This is a genomic window from Bradyrhizobium sp. CCBAU 45389, assembly GCF_028128625.1.
Classification (GTDB): domain Bacteria; phylum Pseudomonadota; class Alphaproteobacteria; order Rhizobiales; family Xanthobacteraceae; genus Bradyrhizobium; species Bradyrhizobium liaoningense_B.
This window is the reverse complement of record NZ_LBIY01000075.1, coordinates 57,009-73,698: the sequence shown is the minus strand read 5'-3', so window position 1 is coordinate 73,698 and position 16,690 is coordinate 57,009. Positions and strand designations below refer to the sequence as shown.

15 protein-coding genes are annotated in these 16,690 nt (G+C 65.0%); 6 read left to right on the top strand and 9 right to left on the bottom strand.

From position 1 onward, the window contains the following. Positions 1–187 precede the first annotated feature (187 nt). On the top strand, positions 188–1,087 hold the full coding sequence (locus XH79_RS09760; RefSeq protein WP_212347401.1) for an EamA family transporter: 900 nt from the start codon (positions 188–190) through the stop codon (positions 1,085–1,087). On the opposite strand, the gene XH79_RS09755 is transcribed toward XH79_RS09760, so the two are convergent. From XH79_RS09755 to XH79_RS09735, 5 genes are read right to left on the bottom strand one after another with little or no spacing between them, the layout of a single operon-like run. Continuing rightward, entirely contained in the window at positions 1,084–1,566 is a 483-nt protein-coding gene (locus tag XH79_RS09755; RefSeq protein WP_271581537.1) for a DUF1178 family protein, read from the bottom strand. The genes XH79_RS09760 and XH79_RS09755 overlap by 4 nt on opposite strands. Then, positions 1,563–2,441 carry a carbon-nitrogen hydrolase family protein gene (locus tag XH79_RS09750; protein WP_271581536.1) on the bottom strand — a complete coding sequence of 293 codons (879 nt, stop codon included), beginning with the start codon at positions 2,439–2,441 and terminating at the stop codon, positions 1,563–1,565. Before XH79_RS09750 ends, XH79_RS09755 begins: the two co-directional genes overlap by 4 nt. Further along, on the bottom strand, positions 2,438–2,713 hold the full coding sequence (gene grxC / locus XH79_RS09745; RefSeq protein WP_212347570.1) for a glutaredoxin 3: 276 nt from the start codon (positions 2,711–2,713) through the stop codon (positions 2,438–2,440). Before grxC ends, XH79_RS09750 begins: the two co-directional genes overlap by 4 nt. 47 nt (positions 2,714–2,760) lie before the next feature. Next, positions 2,761–3,558, bottom strand: a complete 798-nt coding sequence (locus XH79_RS09740) for a ComF family protein (protein ID WP_212347410.1) — start codon at positions 3,556–3,558, stop codon at positions 2,761–2,763. Between the two features lie 54 nt (positions 3,559–3,612). Continuing rightward, entirely contained in the window at positions 3,613–4,200 is a 588-nt protein-coding gene (locus XH79_RS09735; protein ID WP_212347413.1) for a macro domain-containing protein, read from the bottom strand. A 109-nt stretch (positions 4,201–4,309) separates the two neighbouring features. On the opposite strand from XH79_RS09735, the gene XH79_RS09730 reads away from it, so the two are divergent. Continuing rightward, positions 4,310–5,158, top strand: coding sequence for a methyltransferase domain-containing protein (locus XH79_RS09730; protein ID WP_271581535.1), 849 nt, complete (start codon positions 4,310–4,312; stop codon positions 5,156–5,158). A gap of 115 nt (positions 5,159–5,273) precedes the next feature. Here XH79_RS09730 and XH79_RS09725 read toward each other — a convergent pair whose 3' ends face one another. Further along, positions 5,274–5,684, bottom strand: a complete 411-nt coding sequence (locus XH79_RS09725; RefSeq protein WP_027577055.1) for a (deoxy)nucleoside triphosphate pyrophosphohydrolase — start codon at positions 5,682–5,684, stop codon at positions 5,274–5,276. Positions 5,685–5,821: 137 nt separating this feature from the next. On the opposite strand from XH79_RS09725, the gene XH79_RS09720 reads away from it, so the two are divergent. After that, positions 5,822–7,153 (top strand): TadE/TadG family type IV pilus assembly protein, encoded by a 1,332-nt coding sequence (locus XH79_RS09720; protein WP_271581534.1) that lies wholly within the window; start codon positions 5,822–5,824, stop codon positions 7,151–7,153. 192 nt (positions 7,154–7,345) lie between these two features. Here XH79_RS09720 and argJ read toward each other — a convergent pair whose 3' ends face one another. Both argJ and XH79_RS09710 read right to left on the bottom strand, forming a co-directional pair. Further along, a complete protein-coding gene (gene argJ, locus XH79_RS09715) occupies positions 7,346–8,587 on the bottom strand; it encodes a bifunctional glutamate N-acetyltransferase/amino-acid acetyltransferase ArgJ (protein WP_271581533.1) in 1,242 nt (413 codons plus the stop codon). 101 nt (positions 8,588–8,688) lie between these two features. Next, positions 8,689–9,597, bottom strand: a complete 909-nt coding sequence (locus XH79_RS09710) for a peptidylprolyl isomerase (RefSeq protein ID WP_212347428.1) — start codon at positions 9,595–9,597, stop codon at positions 8,689–8,691. Between the two features lie 354 nt (positions 9,598–9,951). Here XH79_RS09710 and secA point away from each other — a divergent pair, with 354 nt between their 5' ends. Continuing rightward, a complete protein-coding gene (gene secA, locus XH79_RS09705) occupies positions 9,952–12,792 on the top strand; it encodes a preprotein translocase subunit SecA (protein WP_271581532.1) in 2,841 nt (946 codons plus the stop codon). Between the two features lie 380 nt (positions 12,793–13,172). Here the strand turns inward: secA and XH79_RS09700 are convergent, their stop codons facing one another. Next, positions 13,173–13,616, bottom strand: coding sequence for a MarR family winged helix-turn-helix transcriptional regulator (locus tag XH79_RS09700; RefSeq protein ID WP_084808242.1), 444 nt, complete (start codon positions 13,614–13,616; stop codon positions 13,173–13,175). Positions 13,617–13,795: 179 nt separating this feature from the next. On the opposite strand from XH79_RS09700, the gene XH79_RS09695 reads away from it, so the two are divergent. Then, positions 13,796–14,980, top strand: coding sequence for a substrate-binding domain-containing protein (locus tag XH79_RS09695; protein WP_212347437.1), 1,185 nt, complete (start codon positions 13,796–13,798; stop codon positions 14,978–14,980). Between the two features lie 164 nt (positions 14,981–15,144). Beyond that, entirely contained in the window at positions 15,145–16,659 is a 1,515-nt protein-coding gene (locus XH79_RS09690) for an amidase (protein ID WP_212347440.1), read from the top strand. Positions 16,660–16,690 lie beyond the last annotated feature (31 nt).

The following is a 16,690-nucleotide window of genomic DNA, read 5'->3' as shown; positions in this document are numbered from 1 at the left end:
CAGTTTTGGTGCGACGCTGGTAACCGCGAGTCTTCGCCAAACCAAATCCTGTGGGTATGGGTCCCGGCCTTCGCCGGGACGACACTGAAGGCGTCGCGAGAGCATCGCACCCATGACATCCGCGTGATTGACCTGCTTCGCCGTCAGCGGCAGGTTGGCTCCAGATCCCTTCCTATTCCCACTCCCCATGCTCACCGTCACCAGCCTCTGGATTCCCTTCACCGTCGTCGCTGCGCTCGGCCAGGTCGCGCGCAATGCGATGCAGCGGTCGTTGACGAAGCCGCTGGGGACCTGGGGCGCGACCAATATCCGCTTCCTGTTCGGCTTCCCGTTCTCGCTGCTGTTCCTCGGCGTGGTGCTGGTCGCGACCGGCGATCATATCGGTATGCCACCATCGGCATTCTGGCCATGGCTGCTGCTCGGCGCGCTCAGCCAGATCGTCGCCACCGGCCTGATGCTGCTTGCGATGAACGACCGCTCCTTCGTGGTGACCACGGCTTACCTCAAGACCGAGGCGATCCAGACCGCGATCTTCGGCTTCGTCTTCCTCGGCGATCACCTCACCTGGTTGAAGGTGCTGGCGATCGTGATTGCGACCATCGGTGTCGTCATCACCGCGCTGCGCCCCGGCGGCGAGAAGAGTTTTGCGGAATTGAAGCCGACCATCACCGGCCTCGTCGCCGCGGCGGCATTCGCGCTCTCGGCGGTCGGTTTTCGCGGCGCGATCATCACGGTGCCGAACGTGTCGTTCGTGACGGCCTCGTCGTTCACGCTGGTGCTCGGCCTGTTCGTGCAGACGCTGGTGCTGACGATCTACCTGCTCTGGCGTGCGCCGGACGTGTTGCGGGGCATCCTCGGCATGTGGCGGCCGTCGATGCTGGCGGGCTTCACCGGCGCCTTCGCCTCACAGTTCTGGTTCCTGGCCTTCGCGCTGACGGCCGCCGCCAATGTCCGCACACTCGCGCTGATCGAGGTGTTGTTCGCGCAGGGCGTGGCCTACTACTCGTTCAAGCAGCCGATCGCACCGCGCGAGCTTGCAGGCATCGCGCTGATCGTGATCGGCGTGGCGGTGCTGGTGGGGGCCTAGTTCCTGTCTTCCGGCAGCGTCGGCAGCGGCGAGACCTCGATGCCTTCGTCGATCAGCGACTTCGCCTCTTCCGGCGAGGCCTCGCCGTAGATCGGGCGGTGCTCCTTGTCGCCGTAATGCATGGCGCGCGCTTCGTTGGCAAAGCGCTCCCCGACATTGTCGGCGTTCTTGACGATGTGATCGCGCAGCTCCTTGAGCTTGGCGCGCAGCTCGCGCTCTTGCGACATCAGCAGCGAGGTCGGCCCTGACGGCGCAGCCTCGGGCGTGGTCGAAGCCGCGGGCTCCGGCGGCGGCGTTGCGCGCCCGCGGCCCTTCTTGCCGACGATGCGCGGCGCCATGATCGCCTTGTCGACCTTGGCCGAGCCGCAGATCGGGCAGGTCACGAGCTTGCGCTTCACCTGCGAATCATAGGCCGACGAGCTCTGGAACCAGCTCTCGAAGGCGTGGTTGCGGTCGCAGTGGAGCGCGTAGCGGATCATGCCGATCCCCGTACGAGATGCAGATGGTCCGGCCCGGCCTTGGGGTCGGCGACGCCGAAGCGGCGGCCGTGCTGGAGCGACGGGATGGCGCGGCGCGCGGTCTCGACCTTGGCCGGGTCGATCTTGGCCATGATGATGCCGGGCTCGACATCGCCCTCGGCGAGGATCTCGCCCCAGGGATCGATGATCAGCGAGTGGCCATAGGTCTCGCGCTTGTTCTCGTGGGTGCCTGCCTGCGCCGCGGCGAAGATGAAGCAACCGGTCTCGATCGCGCGCGCGCGCAGCAGCACGTGCCAATGCGCTTCGCCGGTCTTGCGGGTGAACGCCGACGGCACCGTGATGAAGTAGGCGCCGCTCTCGGCCAGCGCGCGGTAGAGCGCGGGGAAGCGCACGTCGTAGCAGATTGTCAGCCCGACCCGGCCCCAGGGCAGGTCGGAGATCACGGCGGTCTCGCCCGGCTGGTAATTGGCGGACTCGCGATAGCTCTCGCCGTCCAGCAGTTCGATGTCGAACATGTGGATCTTGTCGTAGCTCGCGAGCACATTGCCCTCGGGCCCGATCAGGAAGGAGCGGTTGACCGCCTTCTCCGGCGAGAAGCGCAGCGCCAGCGAGCCGACATGGATGTGGATCTTCAGCTCCGCCGCCAGTGCGCGGTACGCCTTCAGCGAGGCGTCATCCTCTTCGCTCTGGAGGTGCTCGAACAGCGCCTTGCGGTTCAGCTGCATCATGTTGCTGACTTCGGGCGTCTGCACGTAATCGGCGCCGCCCGCCGCCGCCTGCCGGATCAGCCGGGTCGCCTGCGCGAGGCTCGGCTCCGGCATCAGGCCGGTGCGCAGCTGCACCATCGCGGCGGTGAAGGTCCTGTTGTCGCTCATGATGCCGCCTTGACGCTTTCGAGCATGCCGTCGAGCTTGCCTTCGCGGTCGAGCGCGTAGAGGTCGTCGCAGCCGCCGACATGGGTGCCGCCGATCCAGATCTGCGGGAAGGTCGAGCCGTCGCCGGCGCGGTCGTACATCTCCTGGCGCCAGGACGGGTTCCTGGCGACGTCGAACTCGGTGAAGGTCGCCTTCTTGCGGGTCAGCAGCGACCTCGCGGCGGAACAATAGCCGCAGCCCGGCCTGGTGTAGATCTCGACAGCAGCAGTCATCTCGTCTGGCGCTTTCATGTCATGAATTCATTGAATTATATGGGACTTCACCTGATCTCCACAACCCGGGCGAACACCAGCACGTCGACCTGGGCCGCCTTGGCGCGGAGCAGGGCACGCGCGCAGGCGTCCAATGTGGCACCCGAGGTCAGGACGTCGTCGATCAGGACGACGCGGCGGCCCTGGACCTCGGCCTGACGGTCCGGAGATACCTGGAATGCGCCCTGCACATTGGTGGCGCGCTGGGCCCGTGACAGGCCGATCTGCTGCTCGGTGGCACGGACCCGCCGCAGCACGTCGCCCCGCACCTTGACCCCGCTCTGCCGTTCGATGATGCGCGCCAGCGCTCCGGACTGGTTGTAGCGCCGGCGCCAGGCCCGCCGCCAATGCAGGGGCACCGGCACCAGCATGTCGGCGCCGGCAAGCAGCTCGCCGCCCGCGCGCGCCATCCAGCGGCCCATGGCCGGTGCCAGATCGGTGCGGTCCTGGTATTTCAGCGCATGCACCAGCGTGCGCGCAACGTCGTCATAGCGCACCGCCGCGCGGGCGCGCTGGTAGGCCGGCGGGCTCGCGATCGCCTCCATCGACAGCATGTCGGGGCCGGGATCATAGACGAAGGGGATGCCGAGCCGCGGGCAATAGGGCCGTTCGATGAACGACAGCCGCGCCCAGCACGCCGCGCAAACGCCTTCGCCATCGACCGGCTCACGGCAAGACACGCACAGCGTCGGTAGTGCGATGTCGAGGGCGAGCCGTGCCGCACGCGCCAGCGCATGGTGGCCCGCGGTCCATGCGGCACGCAGCGGTGCGGCGAGGGAACGGGAGGGGGCGGCGTTGGCTTCCATGAGAGGCTAGCGTTCCCGTCGACGGCGCTCAAGCGGCGGTGGCCCGAAACGGGATCAGGAAAGCAGTTCGTGATGCTCTCTCAGGATGGCGCGAGCACTCCGTCGCTCCGAAGCCGGCGCCAAGATCGAGTCGTAGGCAAGCCGCATTTGGCGGGCGGCCCGCGCAGGGGGCATTGCGCCTACGCCCGTCCCTAGACCCGGGACGAGCAAGGACTGGATTGCCTCGTCGTCACCGGCATTGTGCGTGATGACAGCGATCAGAGCTGCCCGGAATGCGAGATACACATTCACGGTCTGATCGATGCGCGTGGGGACTCGCATCGTGGGGGCACTCACGAGGAACGGGAAGCGCTTGTGACCCGTGGCAAGCACGATCGCTTGGCCGACCGGCAGCTCGCCATAGTGTTGCTCTGCCAAGAGGGCTTGCAGATTGGTCTGGAGGTCCCAGCCGAAATATCGCGAATAGAGAAGGTCGATCCCGCCATCCATGTGCCCGAAACTGTTCGCGGGGCTCAGGATCGCATCGGCCTCCTGCGCAAAAATGTCGCCGAGCGAGACCTCGACGTCTGCGACATCGGCAAACGCTGCTCTCCACGCCTCGACAATTTCGGCGTTGATATCGCGAAGATGAATGCTGAACACTGCCGGAGCCTCGGTGAGGCCTAATTATACGACGGCCCGTCTGGCCGTTCCACCTGACTCTCGATTGCGTGGGTTGCCAGAGTGGCCGTCATGAGCGTAACCAAACCGCATGGCTGTACCTCCCCAAACCCCGCCCGCTCTGTTTGATCGCGCCTTGCTGCACGCACGGCAACAGCGCGCGCAGGCGCAAGGCGAGGTGACCTTCCTGATTGATCGGGTTGCCGAGGACATGTCCGACCGGTTGGCGGCGGTGATGCGGGAGTTTCAAGCGCCGGTCGATCTCTGGAGTCCCGGCGAGGGTCCGTCGTCGCTGCGCGCGCGCCTGCCTTCCATCGAACGGATCGCACTCGATACGGCCGGCGCGGAAAAACTGCCGTTCGCGCCGGAAAGCCTCGATCTCGTCGTCTCGGCGCTGGCGCTGCAATTCGTCAACGATCTGCCGGGCGTGCTGGCACAGGTTCGCCGCGCGTTGAAGCCGGATGGCTTGCTGCTGGCGGCGATGATCGGCGGCGACACCTTGACCGAGCTGCGGCAGGCCTTTGCTGCCGCCGAAGCGGAATGCGAGGGCGGCGTGTCGCCGCGTGTCGCGCCGTTCGCTGACCTTCGCGACATCGGCGCGCTGCTGCAGCGGGCTGGCTTTGCGCTGCCGGTGACCGATGTCGACCGCGTCGTGGTGCGCTATGGCAATGCGTTCGCGCTGATGCAGGATCTCCGCCGCATGGGCGCGACCAACGTGCTGATCGAACGGCGCCGCACACCGAGTCGGCGCGCGACGCTGCTGCGGATGGCCGAGATCTATGCCGAGCGCTTTGCCGATGCCGACGGCCGCATCCGCGCGACATTCGACATCATCTGGCTCTCCGGCTGGGCGCCGCATGCGAGCCAGCAGCAGCCGCTCAAGCCGGGATCGGCGAAGGCGAGCCTGGCGGAGGCGGTGAAGAAGGCGGGGAAGGAGTGATCCTCATGGTGAGGAGGCGCGTCAGCGCCGTCTCGAACCATGCAGGCCCCGCTCTTGCCGCGCGGCCATCCTTCGAGACGACCGCTGCGCGGTCTCCTCAGGATGAGGTCCTGCCTCACATCAGCAAATCGATCAAATGCGGGATCAGCGGAATGTCCGCGGGCGGCATCGGGTAGTCGCGCAGCTTGTTGGCGCGGACCCAGGCGAGGTTCTGGCCCTCGCGCGGCGTCACCAGGCCTTCCCAGCGCCGGCAGATGTACAGCGGCATCAACAGGTGGAAGGTCTCGTAGCCGTAGCTGGCGAAGGTCAGCGGCGCCAGGCACGGTTCGGCGACGGTGATGCCGAGCTCCTCATGGAGCTCGCGGATCAGGCTCTGCTCCGGCCGCTCGCCCGGCTCGAGCTTGCCGCCGGGGAATTCCCATAAGCCCGCCAGTGCTTTGCCTTCGGGGCGCTGCGCGATCAGGACGCGCTTGTCGGCGTCGACCAGCGCGCAGGCCACCACGAGAGTCAGTTTGAGATCGGCCATGCCTGAAGTCGCTCGCTGAGGATGGGCCGTAACGGTTCGTTAACCCCGTCCTGGCCCGCGTTTCTACGGCTTCCATAAGTCATATTTAATCGACGGTTCCTAGAGTGGAAACGATTGAACCATTCCGGGGCCGACCCATGCGCGCTGCGATTTGCTCCATGATGCGCCGTCTCGTCCGCGACCGGCGCGGCAATGTCGCGGTGATCTTCGCATTCTGCTGCGTCCCCCTGATCACGGTGGTCGGCTGCGCGGTCGATTACTCCCGTGCGACGCAGGTCCGCTCCAAGCTCCAGGCCGCTGCCGATGCGGCCAGCGTCGGCTCGGTCGCCAAGACCTCGCCGGCCTTTGCCGCCGCGGGCGCGATGACGTCGGATGGCGCAATCCCCGCCGGCATCACCGACGCGACGAACATCTTCAATGCCAACGTCGCCAACCTGACCGGCTACACGCCGAACAGCGTCACGCCGACGGTGGTCAAGTCCGGCTCGACCGTTACCTCGACAGTCTCGTTCACCGGCACCATCAACACCATGTTCCTCGGCGTGATCGGCAAGACCGCGCTGAACATGAGCGGGACGTCGACCGCGACGGCGACCATGCCGCTCTATGTCGACTTCTACCTCCTGCTGGACAATTCGCCGTCGATGGGCGTGGCGGCGACGCCGGCGGACGTCAGCAAGATGGTCAACAACACGTCGGACAAATGCGCCTTCGCCTGTCACGACTACAACGACGCGAACAACTACTACAACCTCGCCAAGACGCTCGGGGTGACGACGCGGATCGACGTGCTGCGCAGCGCGACGCAGTCGCTGATGGATACGGCGGGTGCCACCGAGACCTATTCGAACCAGTTCCGCATGGCGATCTACGATTTCGGCGCTTCGTCGAAGACCATCGGCCTGCGCGCGCTGTTCTCGCTGTCGGCGAGCCTCTCGAGTGCGAAGACGGCGGCGGGCGGCATCGATTTGATGGGCGTCTACGGCAACAACGATTCCTACACCGCCGACAAGGATACGCAGTTCAGCACGGTCTTCCCGGCGATCAACAGTGCGATCAGCGCCCCGGGCGCCGGCACCTCGGCGGCGCCGATGAAGTATCTGTTCTTCGTCTCCGACGGCGTCGCCGACGAGTATAACACCGGCTGCTCCAAGCCGGTCGTGAGCGGTGGACGCTGCCAGTCGCCGATCGACGTCTCGCTCTGCACCACCATCAAGAACCGCGGCATCAAGATCGCGGTGCTCTACACCACCTATCTGCAGCTGCCGACCAACTCCTGGTACATGACCTACATCGACCCCTTCAACAAGGGACCGTTCGGGCCGTCACCGAACAGCGAGATCGCGAAGAACATGCAGAGCTGTGCTTCGCCCGGGCTGTATTTCGAGGTGAGCCCGACCCAAGGCATCTCGGACGCCATGAACGCGCTGTTCAAGAAGGCGGTGGCGGACGCGAGGATCTCGGGGTGAGGCTGATCAAAGCTCTCGCGCTCTATCACCGTCACCCTGAGGTGGCCACTTCTTAGCGGCCCTCGAAGGGCGACGGCCCGGCTTTCTCCGCGCGGATGCAGCGGTGGCCGTGCATCCTTCGAGGCTCCCCACGCGGCGCGTTGCGCCGCGTGTCTCGCACCTCAGGATGACGGGGAGGGAGTCGCAGCAGAACTACGACCTGTAATCCCCGTTGATCGCCACATACTCCTTCGTGAGATCGCAGGTCATGACTCGGTCGCGGCCCTTGCCGAGGCCGAGCGACACCTTGATCGCGATCTCCGGGGCCTTCATCGCCTCCGATACCTGCGCTTCGTCATAGGACGGATCGCGCGCGCCGCTCTTGGCGACGCGGATGCCGTTGAAGGAGATCGAGAGCTTGTCGCGATCGGCCGGCTCGCCGGCCTTGCCGACAGCCATCACCACGCGGCCCCAATTGGCGTCCTCGCCGGCGATCGCGGTCTTGACCAGCGGCGAGTTCGCGATCGACATCGCGATCTTGCGGGCGGAGGCCTTGGTCTTGGCGCCCTCGACGGTGATCTCGACCAGCTTGCGCGCGCCTTCGCCGTCACGGGCGACCTGCTCGGCGAGATTGGCGAGCACCTGGTTGAACGCCTTGACGAACGCCTTCAGGCGCGGATCGCTGGCGCGGCTGATTTTTGGCGCCCCGTGCTCGGCGGCGGCACCGGTGGCAAAGGCCAGCAGCGTGTCCGATGTGGACGTGTCGCCGTCAATCGTGACCGCGTTAAAAGTGTCCTCGACGCCGGCCTTGAGCAGGGCCTGCAGCGCGGCGGGTGCGATTGGCGCGTCGGTGAAGATGAAGGACAGCATCGTCGCCATATCGGGGGCGATCATGCCGGCGCCCTTGGCCATGCCGTTGATGGTGACCTTGGCCTTGCCGAGCTTGACGGTCGCGGTCGCGACCTTCGGGAAGGTGTCGGTGGTCATGATCGCCTTGGCTGCGGCGAGATAATCGCCGGGCGCGGCGGCTTCGGCCAGGCGTCCGAGCACGCCGTCGAACTTGGTCGCGTCCAGCGGCTCGCCGATCACGCCGGTCGAGGCCAGGAAGATTTCGCCCTCGCTGCAGCCGACCGCCTTGGCCGCGATCTTTGCGGTCAGCGCGGTGGAGGCGCGGCCGGTCTTGCCGGTGAAGGCGTTGGCATTGCCGGAATTGACGACGAGGGCGCGCGCCTTGCCGCCCTTCAGCTTGGCGCGGCACCATTCGACCGGCGCCGACGGGCATTTCGATTTGGTGAACACGCCGGCCACCGCGGTGCCCTTGTCCATCACCGCCAGCAGCACGTCGGTGCGGTTCTTGTAGCGGATGCCGGCCTCGGCCGTCGCAAGGCGGATGCCCGCGATCACGGGCATGTCGGGAACGTGTTTCGGGGCGAGGGGAGAGACGGAGGAGGACATCGCGGGTGCCTTGGTGGGGTCTGGATATGCAGATGGCCGGGCATGTGCCCGGCCATTGCGACGTTAGATACTATTGGCGTCCGCGAAGTGACAGCGAATTCTTACTTCTTCGCCGGCGGAGCCATCTTGCTGTCGGAGGGCTTGGCCGCGTCGGCGGGCTTGGCGTCCGCCGCCGGCTGGTCCAGGCGCTCGACCTTGGCCTCGGCGCGCAGCTTGGCGACATAGTCGGCCTGGGCCTTGCGGGTGACGTAGTTCTCGATCTGGGCCTTGACCTGCTCGAAGTCCGGCGCCTTGCGGGCGCGCTTTTCCTCGACCTTGATGATGTGCCAGCCGAACTGCGACTTCACGGGGTCGGAGATCTTGCCCGGCTCGAGCGCGAAGGCCACGGCCGAGAATTCCGGCACCATCTGCTCCTTGGTGAAGAAGCCGAGGTCGCCGCCGTCGGCGGAGCCCGGATCCTTGGACTTCTTCTTGGCGAGCTCGGCGAAATCGGCGCCCTTGTCGAGCTCGGCCTTCACCGCCTTGGCCTCGTCCTCGGTCTCGACCAGAATGTGGCGGGCGCGCACCTCCTGCTCGCCGGTGATCTGCTTGGAGGCCTCCTCATAGACCTTCTTCATCGCGTCGGGGGTGGTGGCGGCCTTGCCCTCATTGGCGAGCAGGCTGTCCATCAGCAGCCGGTTGCGGGCGAACGCCAGGCGCTTCTTGAACTCCTCGCTGTCGGCGACCTTCTTGTCTTCGGCAGCCTTGCTGACGATCTTCATGTCGATCAGGAAGGACAGGACGTTCTCGTCCTTGGTCGCCGGGTCCATCTGGGCAAGGCTCGGCCCGAGTTCCTCCTCGGCCATGGCGACGTCGCTCTTCTTGATTTCCACGCCATTGACCTTCGCCAAGACCGGATCGTCGGCAGCCCGGCCGGGACCCGCGATCAGCGCCAGCGCAAGGCAGCCCACGAGGGCGGTGGCGAGGCCGAAGCGCAGGCCGGTTTTGGTTACCGGGAACGAGGTGGTCATGGAAAATCCTTTTGTTGAAGCAGGGGGCTGCTCGAGCGGGGCGGACACTCGCCCAATCAGGGGGGCTTGGCAACGCGAAAAGTCTGTCAAAATGATGAATTAGCCGCAACGCGCCCGCCGTTGACAAGGCCCTGACCGGGCCATATCTCTGCCCGGTCGCGACCATGGCGATGGCGTTTATTTTGCTGCGTTTTTGGCCGTTGAACCCAGACTTGCCCAATTCCCACCCATATGGCGGACGACCCCCCGCAGTCCGGGCTCTGACGCCAGCAGGCGTCACGGTGAGTTGATAAGGCAGGCGGGTGACAACTTCTTGGCTGCAACGCGGTTGAATCGCGAACACAGGAACTAGGCATGATCGGCGCGCTCGCCCGCAAGTTTTTCGGCTCCGCCAACGACCGGCGGGTGAAGGGATACCAGTCCCGCGTCAACGCGATCAACGCGCTGGAGCCCGAAGTCTCGAAACTCTCCGACGAGGCGCTCAAGGCCCGCACCGCCGAGTTCAGGAAGCAGCTCGCGGAGGGCAAGACGCTCGACGACCTCCTGGTGCCCGCCTTCGCCACGGTGCGTGAGGCCGCCAAGCGCACGCTCGGCCAGCGTCATTTCGACGTCCAGCTGATCGGCGGCATGGTGCTGCACGAGGGCGACATCGCCGAGATGAAGACCGGCGAAGGCAAGACGCTGGTCGCGACCCTCGCGGTCTATCTCAACGCGCTGGCCGGCAAGGGCGTCCACGTCGTCACCGTCAACGACTACCTCGCCCGCCGCGACTCCGGCTGGATGGGCCAGATCTACGGCTTCCTCGGCATGACCACCGGCGTGATCGTGCACGGCCTCGACGATGCCGAGCGCAAGACGGCCTATGCCTGCGACATCACCTACGGCACCAACAACGAATACGGCTTCGACTACCTGCGCGACAACATGAAGTACCGGCTCGAGGACATGGTCCAGCGGCCGCACTTCTTCGCCATCGTCGACGAGGTCGACTCCATCCTGATCGACGAAGCGCGCACGCCGCTGATCATCTCCGGCCCGCTCGACGACCGCTCGGACTTCTACAACACCATCGACGGCTTCCTGCCCAGGCTCGACAAGACCGATTACGAGGTCGACGAGAAGCAGCGCACGGTGACGCTCACCGAAGCCGGCATGGAGAAGATCGAGACGCTGCTGCGCGACGCCGGCCAGCTCAAGGGCGAGTCGCTCTACGACGTCGAGAACGTCTCCGTCGTGCACCACATCAACCAGGCGCTGCGCGCCCACACGCTGTTCACGCGCGACAAGGACTACATCGTCCGCGACGACGAGGTCGTCATCATCGACGAGTTCACGGGACGCATGATGCCGGGCCGGCGCTATTCGGAAGGCCTGCACCAGGCGCTCGAAGCCAAGGAGCACGTCCAGGTCCAGCCCGAGAACCAGACGCTGGCCTCGATCACCTTCCAGAACTACTTCCGCATGTACGAGAAGCTGGCGGGCATGACCGGTACGGCCGCGACCGAAGCGGACGAACTGTTCGACATCTACAAGCTCGAGGTCGTGGAGATTCCGACCAATCTGTCGATCGCGCGCCTCGACGAGGATGACGAGGTCTACCGCACGCAGAAGGAAAAATACGCCGCCATCCTCGCCGAGATCGAGCGCGCCAATGCGCGGCTGCAGCCGGTGCTGGTCGGCACCGCCTCGATCGAGAAGTCGGAAGTGCTCGCCGAGTTCCTGAAGCAGAACGGCTACAAGCAGATCGATTTCGGCAAGGAGAACGCGCTCGACAAGCTCTATGCCGCCGCCCGCGCCGGCAAGCCGTCAAAACTGTTCGCGGTGCTGAACGCGCGCTTCCACGAGCAGGAAGCCTACATCGTCGCCGAAGCCGGCGTGCCCGGCGCGATCACGATCGCGACCAACATGGCCGGCCGCGGCACCGACATCAAGCTCGGCGGCTCGCTGGAGATGCGTCTCCAGCAGGAGACTGCCGGCATCGAGGACGAGGCCGAGAAGGCCAAAAAGATCGAGCAGATCAAGGCCGACATCGCGCATTTCCGCGACATCGTGCTGAAGGCGGAGGAGACCGTCGAGATCGAGCCGGCGAAGGGCAGCAAGCCCGCCAAGACCGTGAAGAAGCCGGGCGGCCTCTACATCATCGGCTCCGAGCGCCACGAATCCCGCCGCATCGACAACCAGCTGCGCGGCCGTTCCGGCCGTCAGGGCGACCCCGGCCGCTCGAAATTCTTCCTGTCGCTGGAAGACGATCTGATGCGCATCTTCGGCTCGGACCGTCTCGACAGCATGCTCCAGCGTCTCGGCCTGCAGGAGGGCGAGGCGATCATCCATCCCTGGATCAACAAGGCGCTCGAAAAGGCGCAGCAGAAGGTCGAGGCGCGCAACTTCGACATCCGCAAGAACCTGCTGAAGTTCGACAACGTCCAGAATGACCAGCGCAAGGTGATCTTCGACCAGCGCGTCGACCTGATGAAGGACGACAGCGTCGCCGAGACCGTCACCGACATGCGCCACGCCTTCATCGACGACCTCGTCGCCAAGCACGTGCCCGAGCATGCCTATGCCGAGCAGTGGGATGTGGCCGGCCTGAAGGACGAATTGAAGCGCGTGCTCGATCTCGACCTGCCGGTCGACGACTGGGCCAAGGAAGAGGGCATCGCCGACGAGGAGCTGCTCACGCGCATCGAGACCAAGGCCGACGAGCACATGGCGGCCAAGGTCGCGCAATGGGGCCCCGACGTGATGCGTTACGTCGAGAAGACCATCCTGCTGCAGACGCTCGACCATCTCTGGCGCGAGCACCTGATCATGCTCGACCACCTGCGCCAGGTCATCGGCCTGCGCGGCTACGGCCAGCGCGATCCGCTCCAGGAGTACAAGACCGAGGCCTTTAACCTCTTCCAGGAGATGAGCGCGCACCTGCGCGAGGCCGTCACCGCGCAGCTGATGCGGGTCGAGATCGTCCCGCCGGAGCAGGAAGCGCCCGTGCTGCCGCAGATGGAAGCGCACAAGTTCGATCCGAACACCGGCGAGGACGAAATGGCGCTCGCCAGCGTCACGCTCGGCGCGCAGGCCACCGACGCCGCGCTGCGCGATCCGAAGAACCCGGCCAGCTGGGGCAAGGTCGGCCGCAACGAGGATTGCCCGTGCGGCTCGGGCAAGAAGTACAAGCACTGCCACGGGCGGTATGCGTAGCGGCTAGCTTCGCTGCCACGCGCGCGTGAGGCGCGATACTCGTGCCTCATCCTCCGTTGTCGTCGCCCGGCTTGACCGGACGACCCAGTACGCCGCGGCTTCTCGGCTCAATCACTAATGTCTCTGGAATACTGGATCGCCCGCCTTCGCGGGCGATGACAGTTGAGGGTGTGGCGCGCAGTTAGCCCCACGTCGTCGTCCTGGCGAAAGCCAGGACCTATTCCCCCAAGAGTAAGTTGTGGCGCGACGCTGGCGACCGCGAGTCTTCGTCAAACCAAATGCGGTGGTAATGGGTCCTGGATCTGCGCTCCGCTCGCGATAACGCTGCGCGTTGTCGCGAACTGCGCTTGTCCAGGACGACGATGGAATTGATATTCGTGTCAATTCGAGCTGTCGATCAAGCTCTCCAGCAGCCGCTTGAGTTCGCTCGTCGACTTGTCGCCGTAGCTCTCCAGGATGTGCTCCTCCTGGTCCACCGCGAGCGAGTTGAGCCTCTTGCACAGCACCTTGCCGCGGTCGGAGATGAACATCAGCACCTTGCGGCGATCGTTGGGATCTTGCACGCGGTAGACCAGCGTGTCGGAGACCATGCGGTCGATCATCTTGGTCAGCGTTGGATGGTTGAGCAGCACCGCGTCCGCAAGCTCGCCCATCGAATGGCCGTTGCCATCCGACAGCACTTTCAGGATGCGCCATTGCTCGACGGGAACGCCCTCCTTGCTCAAGCGCAGTTCCAGCTGCCGGTTGATCTCCCGGTTGGCTTGCGCGAGCAGGTAAGCGAGATGTTCGGTGATCGGGGAGTTTTCTTTCGACGGTTTTGCCACGGCTAAGACTTCGTCTTGACCCAAATGAGTGAATGTCTTGCAATCAATGCTGCATCTATATGCACTTCAATTCTTGAATATTCAATATTTTCAAAATAGGATCATTGCCCAACAAAAGGGCGGAAGCCGCGGCCGCCTGCTCAATGTGCTTTCAGGTCTGGTGCCAGACAGGAGTTGGCGTGCGCGCGACGGTAAACTTCCCGGCTCACGGCGGCCCGGCGTTGCCGCCGTCCCTGCTGTTCAGGAATCTGTCGTCCTCGGCGGCTGACTTCGACCTGTCTCCGGTCGACGCGCATTTCATGAAGCGCCGCGGCGCGCGCAACAAGCTGCGCATCGGCAATTTCCTCACCTTCACCGGCTCGCCCGGGATCTGGGGCCCGACCTCCACCAACAGCGCGATGCTGGCGGTCGCCGAGATCAACAAGCGCGGCGGCATTTTGGGCCGCGAGCTCGAGCTGTCGATCTACGATTCCGGCGGACCCATCGATGAGGTGGTGCGCCGCGCCGAGCAGGCAATCGCCTTCGACGAGGTCGACCTCATCATGGGCTCGCATATCAGCGCGGTCCGCGTCGCGCTGCGCAAGGTCACCGGCAACCGCATCCCCTACATCTACACCCCGGTCTATGAGGGTGGCGAGCGCACGCCGGGCGTGATGGCGATCGGCGAGACGCCGCGCTGGCAGAGCCGGCCGGCGATCCACTGGCTGGCGGACGTCAAGAAGGCCGCGCGCTGGTACCTGATCGGCAGCGATTATGTCTGGCCGTGGCAGTCGCATCGTTCGGTGAAGCGCTACATCAAGGAGGCCGGCGGCCAGGTCGTCGGCGAGGAGTTCGTGCCCGTCGGCGAGGACAATCACGAGCCGCATCTGGCGCGTATCCGCGCCGCCAAGCCCGATGTGGTGCTGATCTCGCTGATCGGCACCGACAGCATCACCTTCAACCGCGCCTTCGCTGAGGCGGGGCTTGCCACCTCCACGCTGCGGCTGGCCGGTGCGATGGACGAGACTGTGCTGCTCGGCATCGGCGCCGACAACACCGAGAACCTGTTCTGCGCCTCCGGCTATTTCAACGGCATGGTCTCGCGCGCCAATGACGAGTTCCTCAGCGCGTATCATTCCATGTTCGGTGCCAACGCGCCGCCGGTCGGCTCCGTCGGTCAGTCGAACTATGAAGGATTGCGCTTCCTTGAATCCGTCGCCAATCGCGCCGGCTCGCTGGCCTTCCGTCCGCTGCTCAAGGCCGCGCGCAACACCGTTTATACGGCGGGCCGCGGCCCCGTGACGCTTCGCGACGGCCGCGCCGAGATGCCGATGTACCTCGCTGAAGCCGACGGTCTCGACTTCAAGATCATCAAGACGCTCTGAGAGGCGGCTGCCGATAGCCGCAGCGGACTTGCGAAATAATACTTGAAAAGGAAAATATTTCCGTCTGTAATATCGACGTGAAGCCGGTTGGCCCGCGCCGTGCGGGCGCGAGCAAGCGGCTTCCGTCCAATGCCAGGGATCAAGAAGCCTCAGAGGAGAGCGCCGTGACAGTTGTCCTTCCCACGCCCGCCCAACTTCGCAGTGTCGCCGAACAATGCGGCCTTTCGCTCACCGATGACGACGTCGCCTCGTTCCGCGGCCTGATGCAGGGCTCGATCGAAGCCTACAATCTCGTTGCCGCGATGCCGGACGAATTGCCCGAGGTGAAATATCCGCGCACGCCGGGCTATCGGCCCTCGGCCGAAGAGAACCCGCGCAATGCCTGGTATCGCAAGTCGACCGTGAAGGGCGCCGCCAGCGGCAAGCTCAAGGGCAAGACCATTGCGCTGAAAGACAACATCATGCTGGCCGGCGTGCCCATGACCAACGGCTCGTCGACGCTGGAAGGCTATGTGCCCGATTTCGATGCCACCATCGTCACGCGCATGCTGGATGCCGGCGCCGAGATCAAGGGCAAGGTGCATTGCGAGCATTTCTGCCTGTCCGGCGGCAGCCACACCGGCTCCTACGGGCCCGTGCATAATCCGCACAAGATGGGGTACTCGGCCGGCGGCTCGTCGTCAGGCTCGGGCGTCGTGGTCGCGCTCGGCGAGGTCGACATGGCGATCGGCGGCGATCAGGGCGGCTCGATCCGCATGCCGTCCTCGTTCTGCGGCATCTACGGCATGAAGCCGACCTGGGGCCTCGTACCCTATACCGGCATCATGCCGATCGAGATCTATGTCGACCATACCGGTCCGATGACCGCGACGGTCGCCGACAACGCGCTGCTGCTCGAAGTGCTCGCCGGCGATGACGGCTACGATCCGCGCATCAAGGCTCCGAAGGTCGAGGAATACACCAAGGCGCTCGGCCAGGGCGTCAAGGGCATGAAGATCGGCATCCTCAAGGAAGGTTTTGAGCAGCCGGTCGCAGAAGCTGCGGTGAATGAAAGCGTGCGAGAGGCCGCAAAGCGCTTCAAGGATCTGGGCGCCACCGTCGAGACCGTCTCGATCCCGATGCACCTCCTGGGCGGCGCGATCTGGACCCCGATCGGCACCGAAGGCCTGACCCAGACCATGATGTTCGGCGACGGCTACGGCCTCAGCCGCGGCGATCTCTATTCGACCTCGCTGATGGATTTTCATCGCGGCTGGCGCCGGCAGGCCGACTCGCTGTCCGAGACCACGAAGCTGTTCATGATGCTCGGCACCTACATCAACAACAATTTCGGTCCACGCTTCTACGGCAAGGCGCTCAATATCTCCCGCCGCCTCACCGCGGCCTACGACAAGGCGCTTGGGGATTACGATCTGCTTCTGCTGCCGACGACGCCGATGAAGGCGACCAAGCTGCCGGAGCCCAATGCCAGCCGCGAGGAGTATGTTGCGCGCGCGCTCGAGATGATCTCGAACACCGCGCCGTTCGACATCACCCATCACCCCGCGATGTCGCTGCCCTGCGGCATGGTCGACGGCCTGCCGGTCGGCCTGATGCTGGTCGGCCGCATGTTCGAGGAATCCACCATCTACCGCGCCGCCCATGCCTTCGAGCAGATCGGCGACTGGAAGAAGATGTGAGAAGCGAATTAATGCAGACGGACGGAAATCT

Excerpts from the sequence above, each read along its gene's own strand:
- XH79_RS09760 (WP_212347401.1), top strand. The coding sequence starts at position 188 with ATGCTCACCGTCACCAGCCTCTGGATTCCCTTCACCGTCGTCGCTGCG.
- XH79_RS09755 (WP_271581537.1), bottom strand. The coding sequence starts at position 1,566 with ATGATCCGCTACGCGCTCCACTGCGACCGCAACCACGCCTTCGAGAGC.
- XH79_RS09750 (WP_271581536.1), bottom strand. The coding sequence starts at position 2,441 with ATGAGCGACAACAGGACCTTCACCGCCGCGATGGTGCAGCTGCGCACC.
- grxC (WP_212347570.1), bottom strand. The coding sequence starts at position 2,713 with ATGACTGCTGCTGTCGAGATCTACACCAGGCCGGGCTGCGGCTATTGT.
- XH79_RS09740 (WP_212347410.1), bottom strand. The coding sequence starts at position 3,558 with ATGGAAGCCAACGCCGCCCCCTCCCGTTCCCTCGCCGCACCGCTGCGT.
- XH79_RS09730 (WP_271581535.1), top strand. The coding sequence starts at position 4,310 with ATGGCTGTACCTCCCCAAACCCCGCCCGCTCTGTTTGATCGCGCCTTG.
- XH79_RS09725 (WP_027577055.1), bottom strand. The coding sequence starts at position 5,684 with ATGGCCGATCTCAAACTGACTCTCGTGGTGGCCTGCGCGCTGGTCGAC.
- XH79_RS09720 (WP_271581534.1), top strand. The coding sequence starts at position 5,822 with ATGCGCGCTGCGATTTGCTCCATGATGCGCCGTCTCGTCCGCGACCGG.
- argJ (WP_271581533.1), bottom strand. The coding sequence starts at position 8,587 with ATGTCCTCCTCCGTCTCTCCCCTCGCCCCGAAACACGTTCCCGACATG.
- XH79_RS09710 (WP_212347428.1), bottom strand. The coding sequence starts at position 9,597 with ATGACCACCTCGTTCCCGGTAACCAAAACCGGCCTGCGCTTCGGCCTC.
- secA (WP_271581532.1), top strand. The coding sequence starts at position 9,952 with ATGATCGGCGCGCTCGCCCGCAAGTTTTTCGGCTCCGCCAACGACCGG.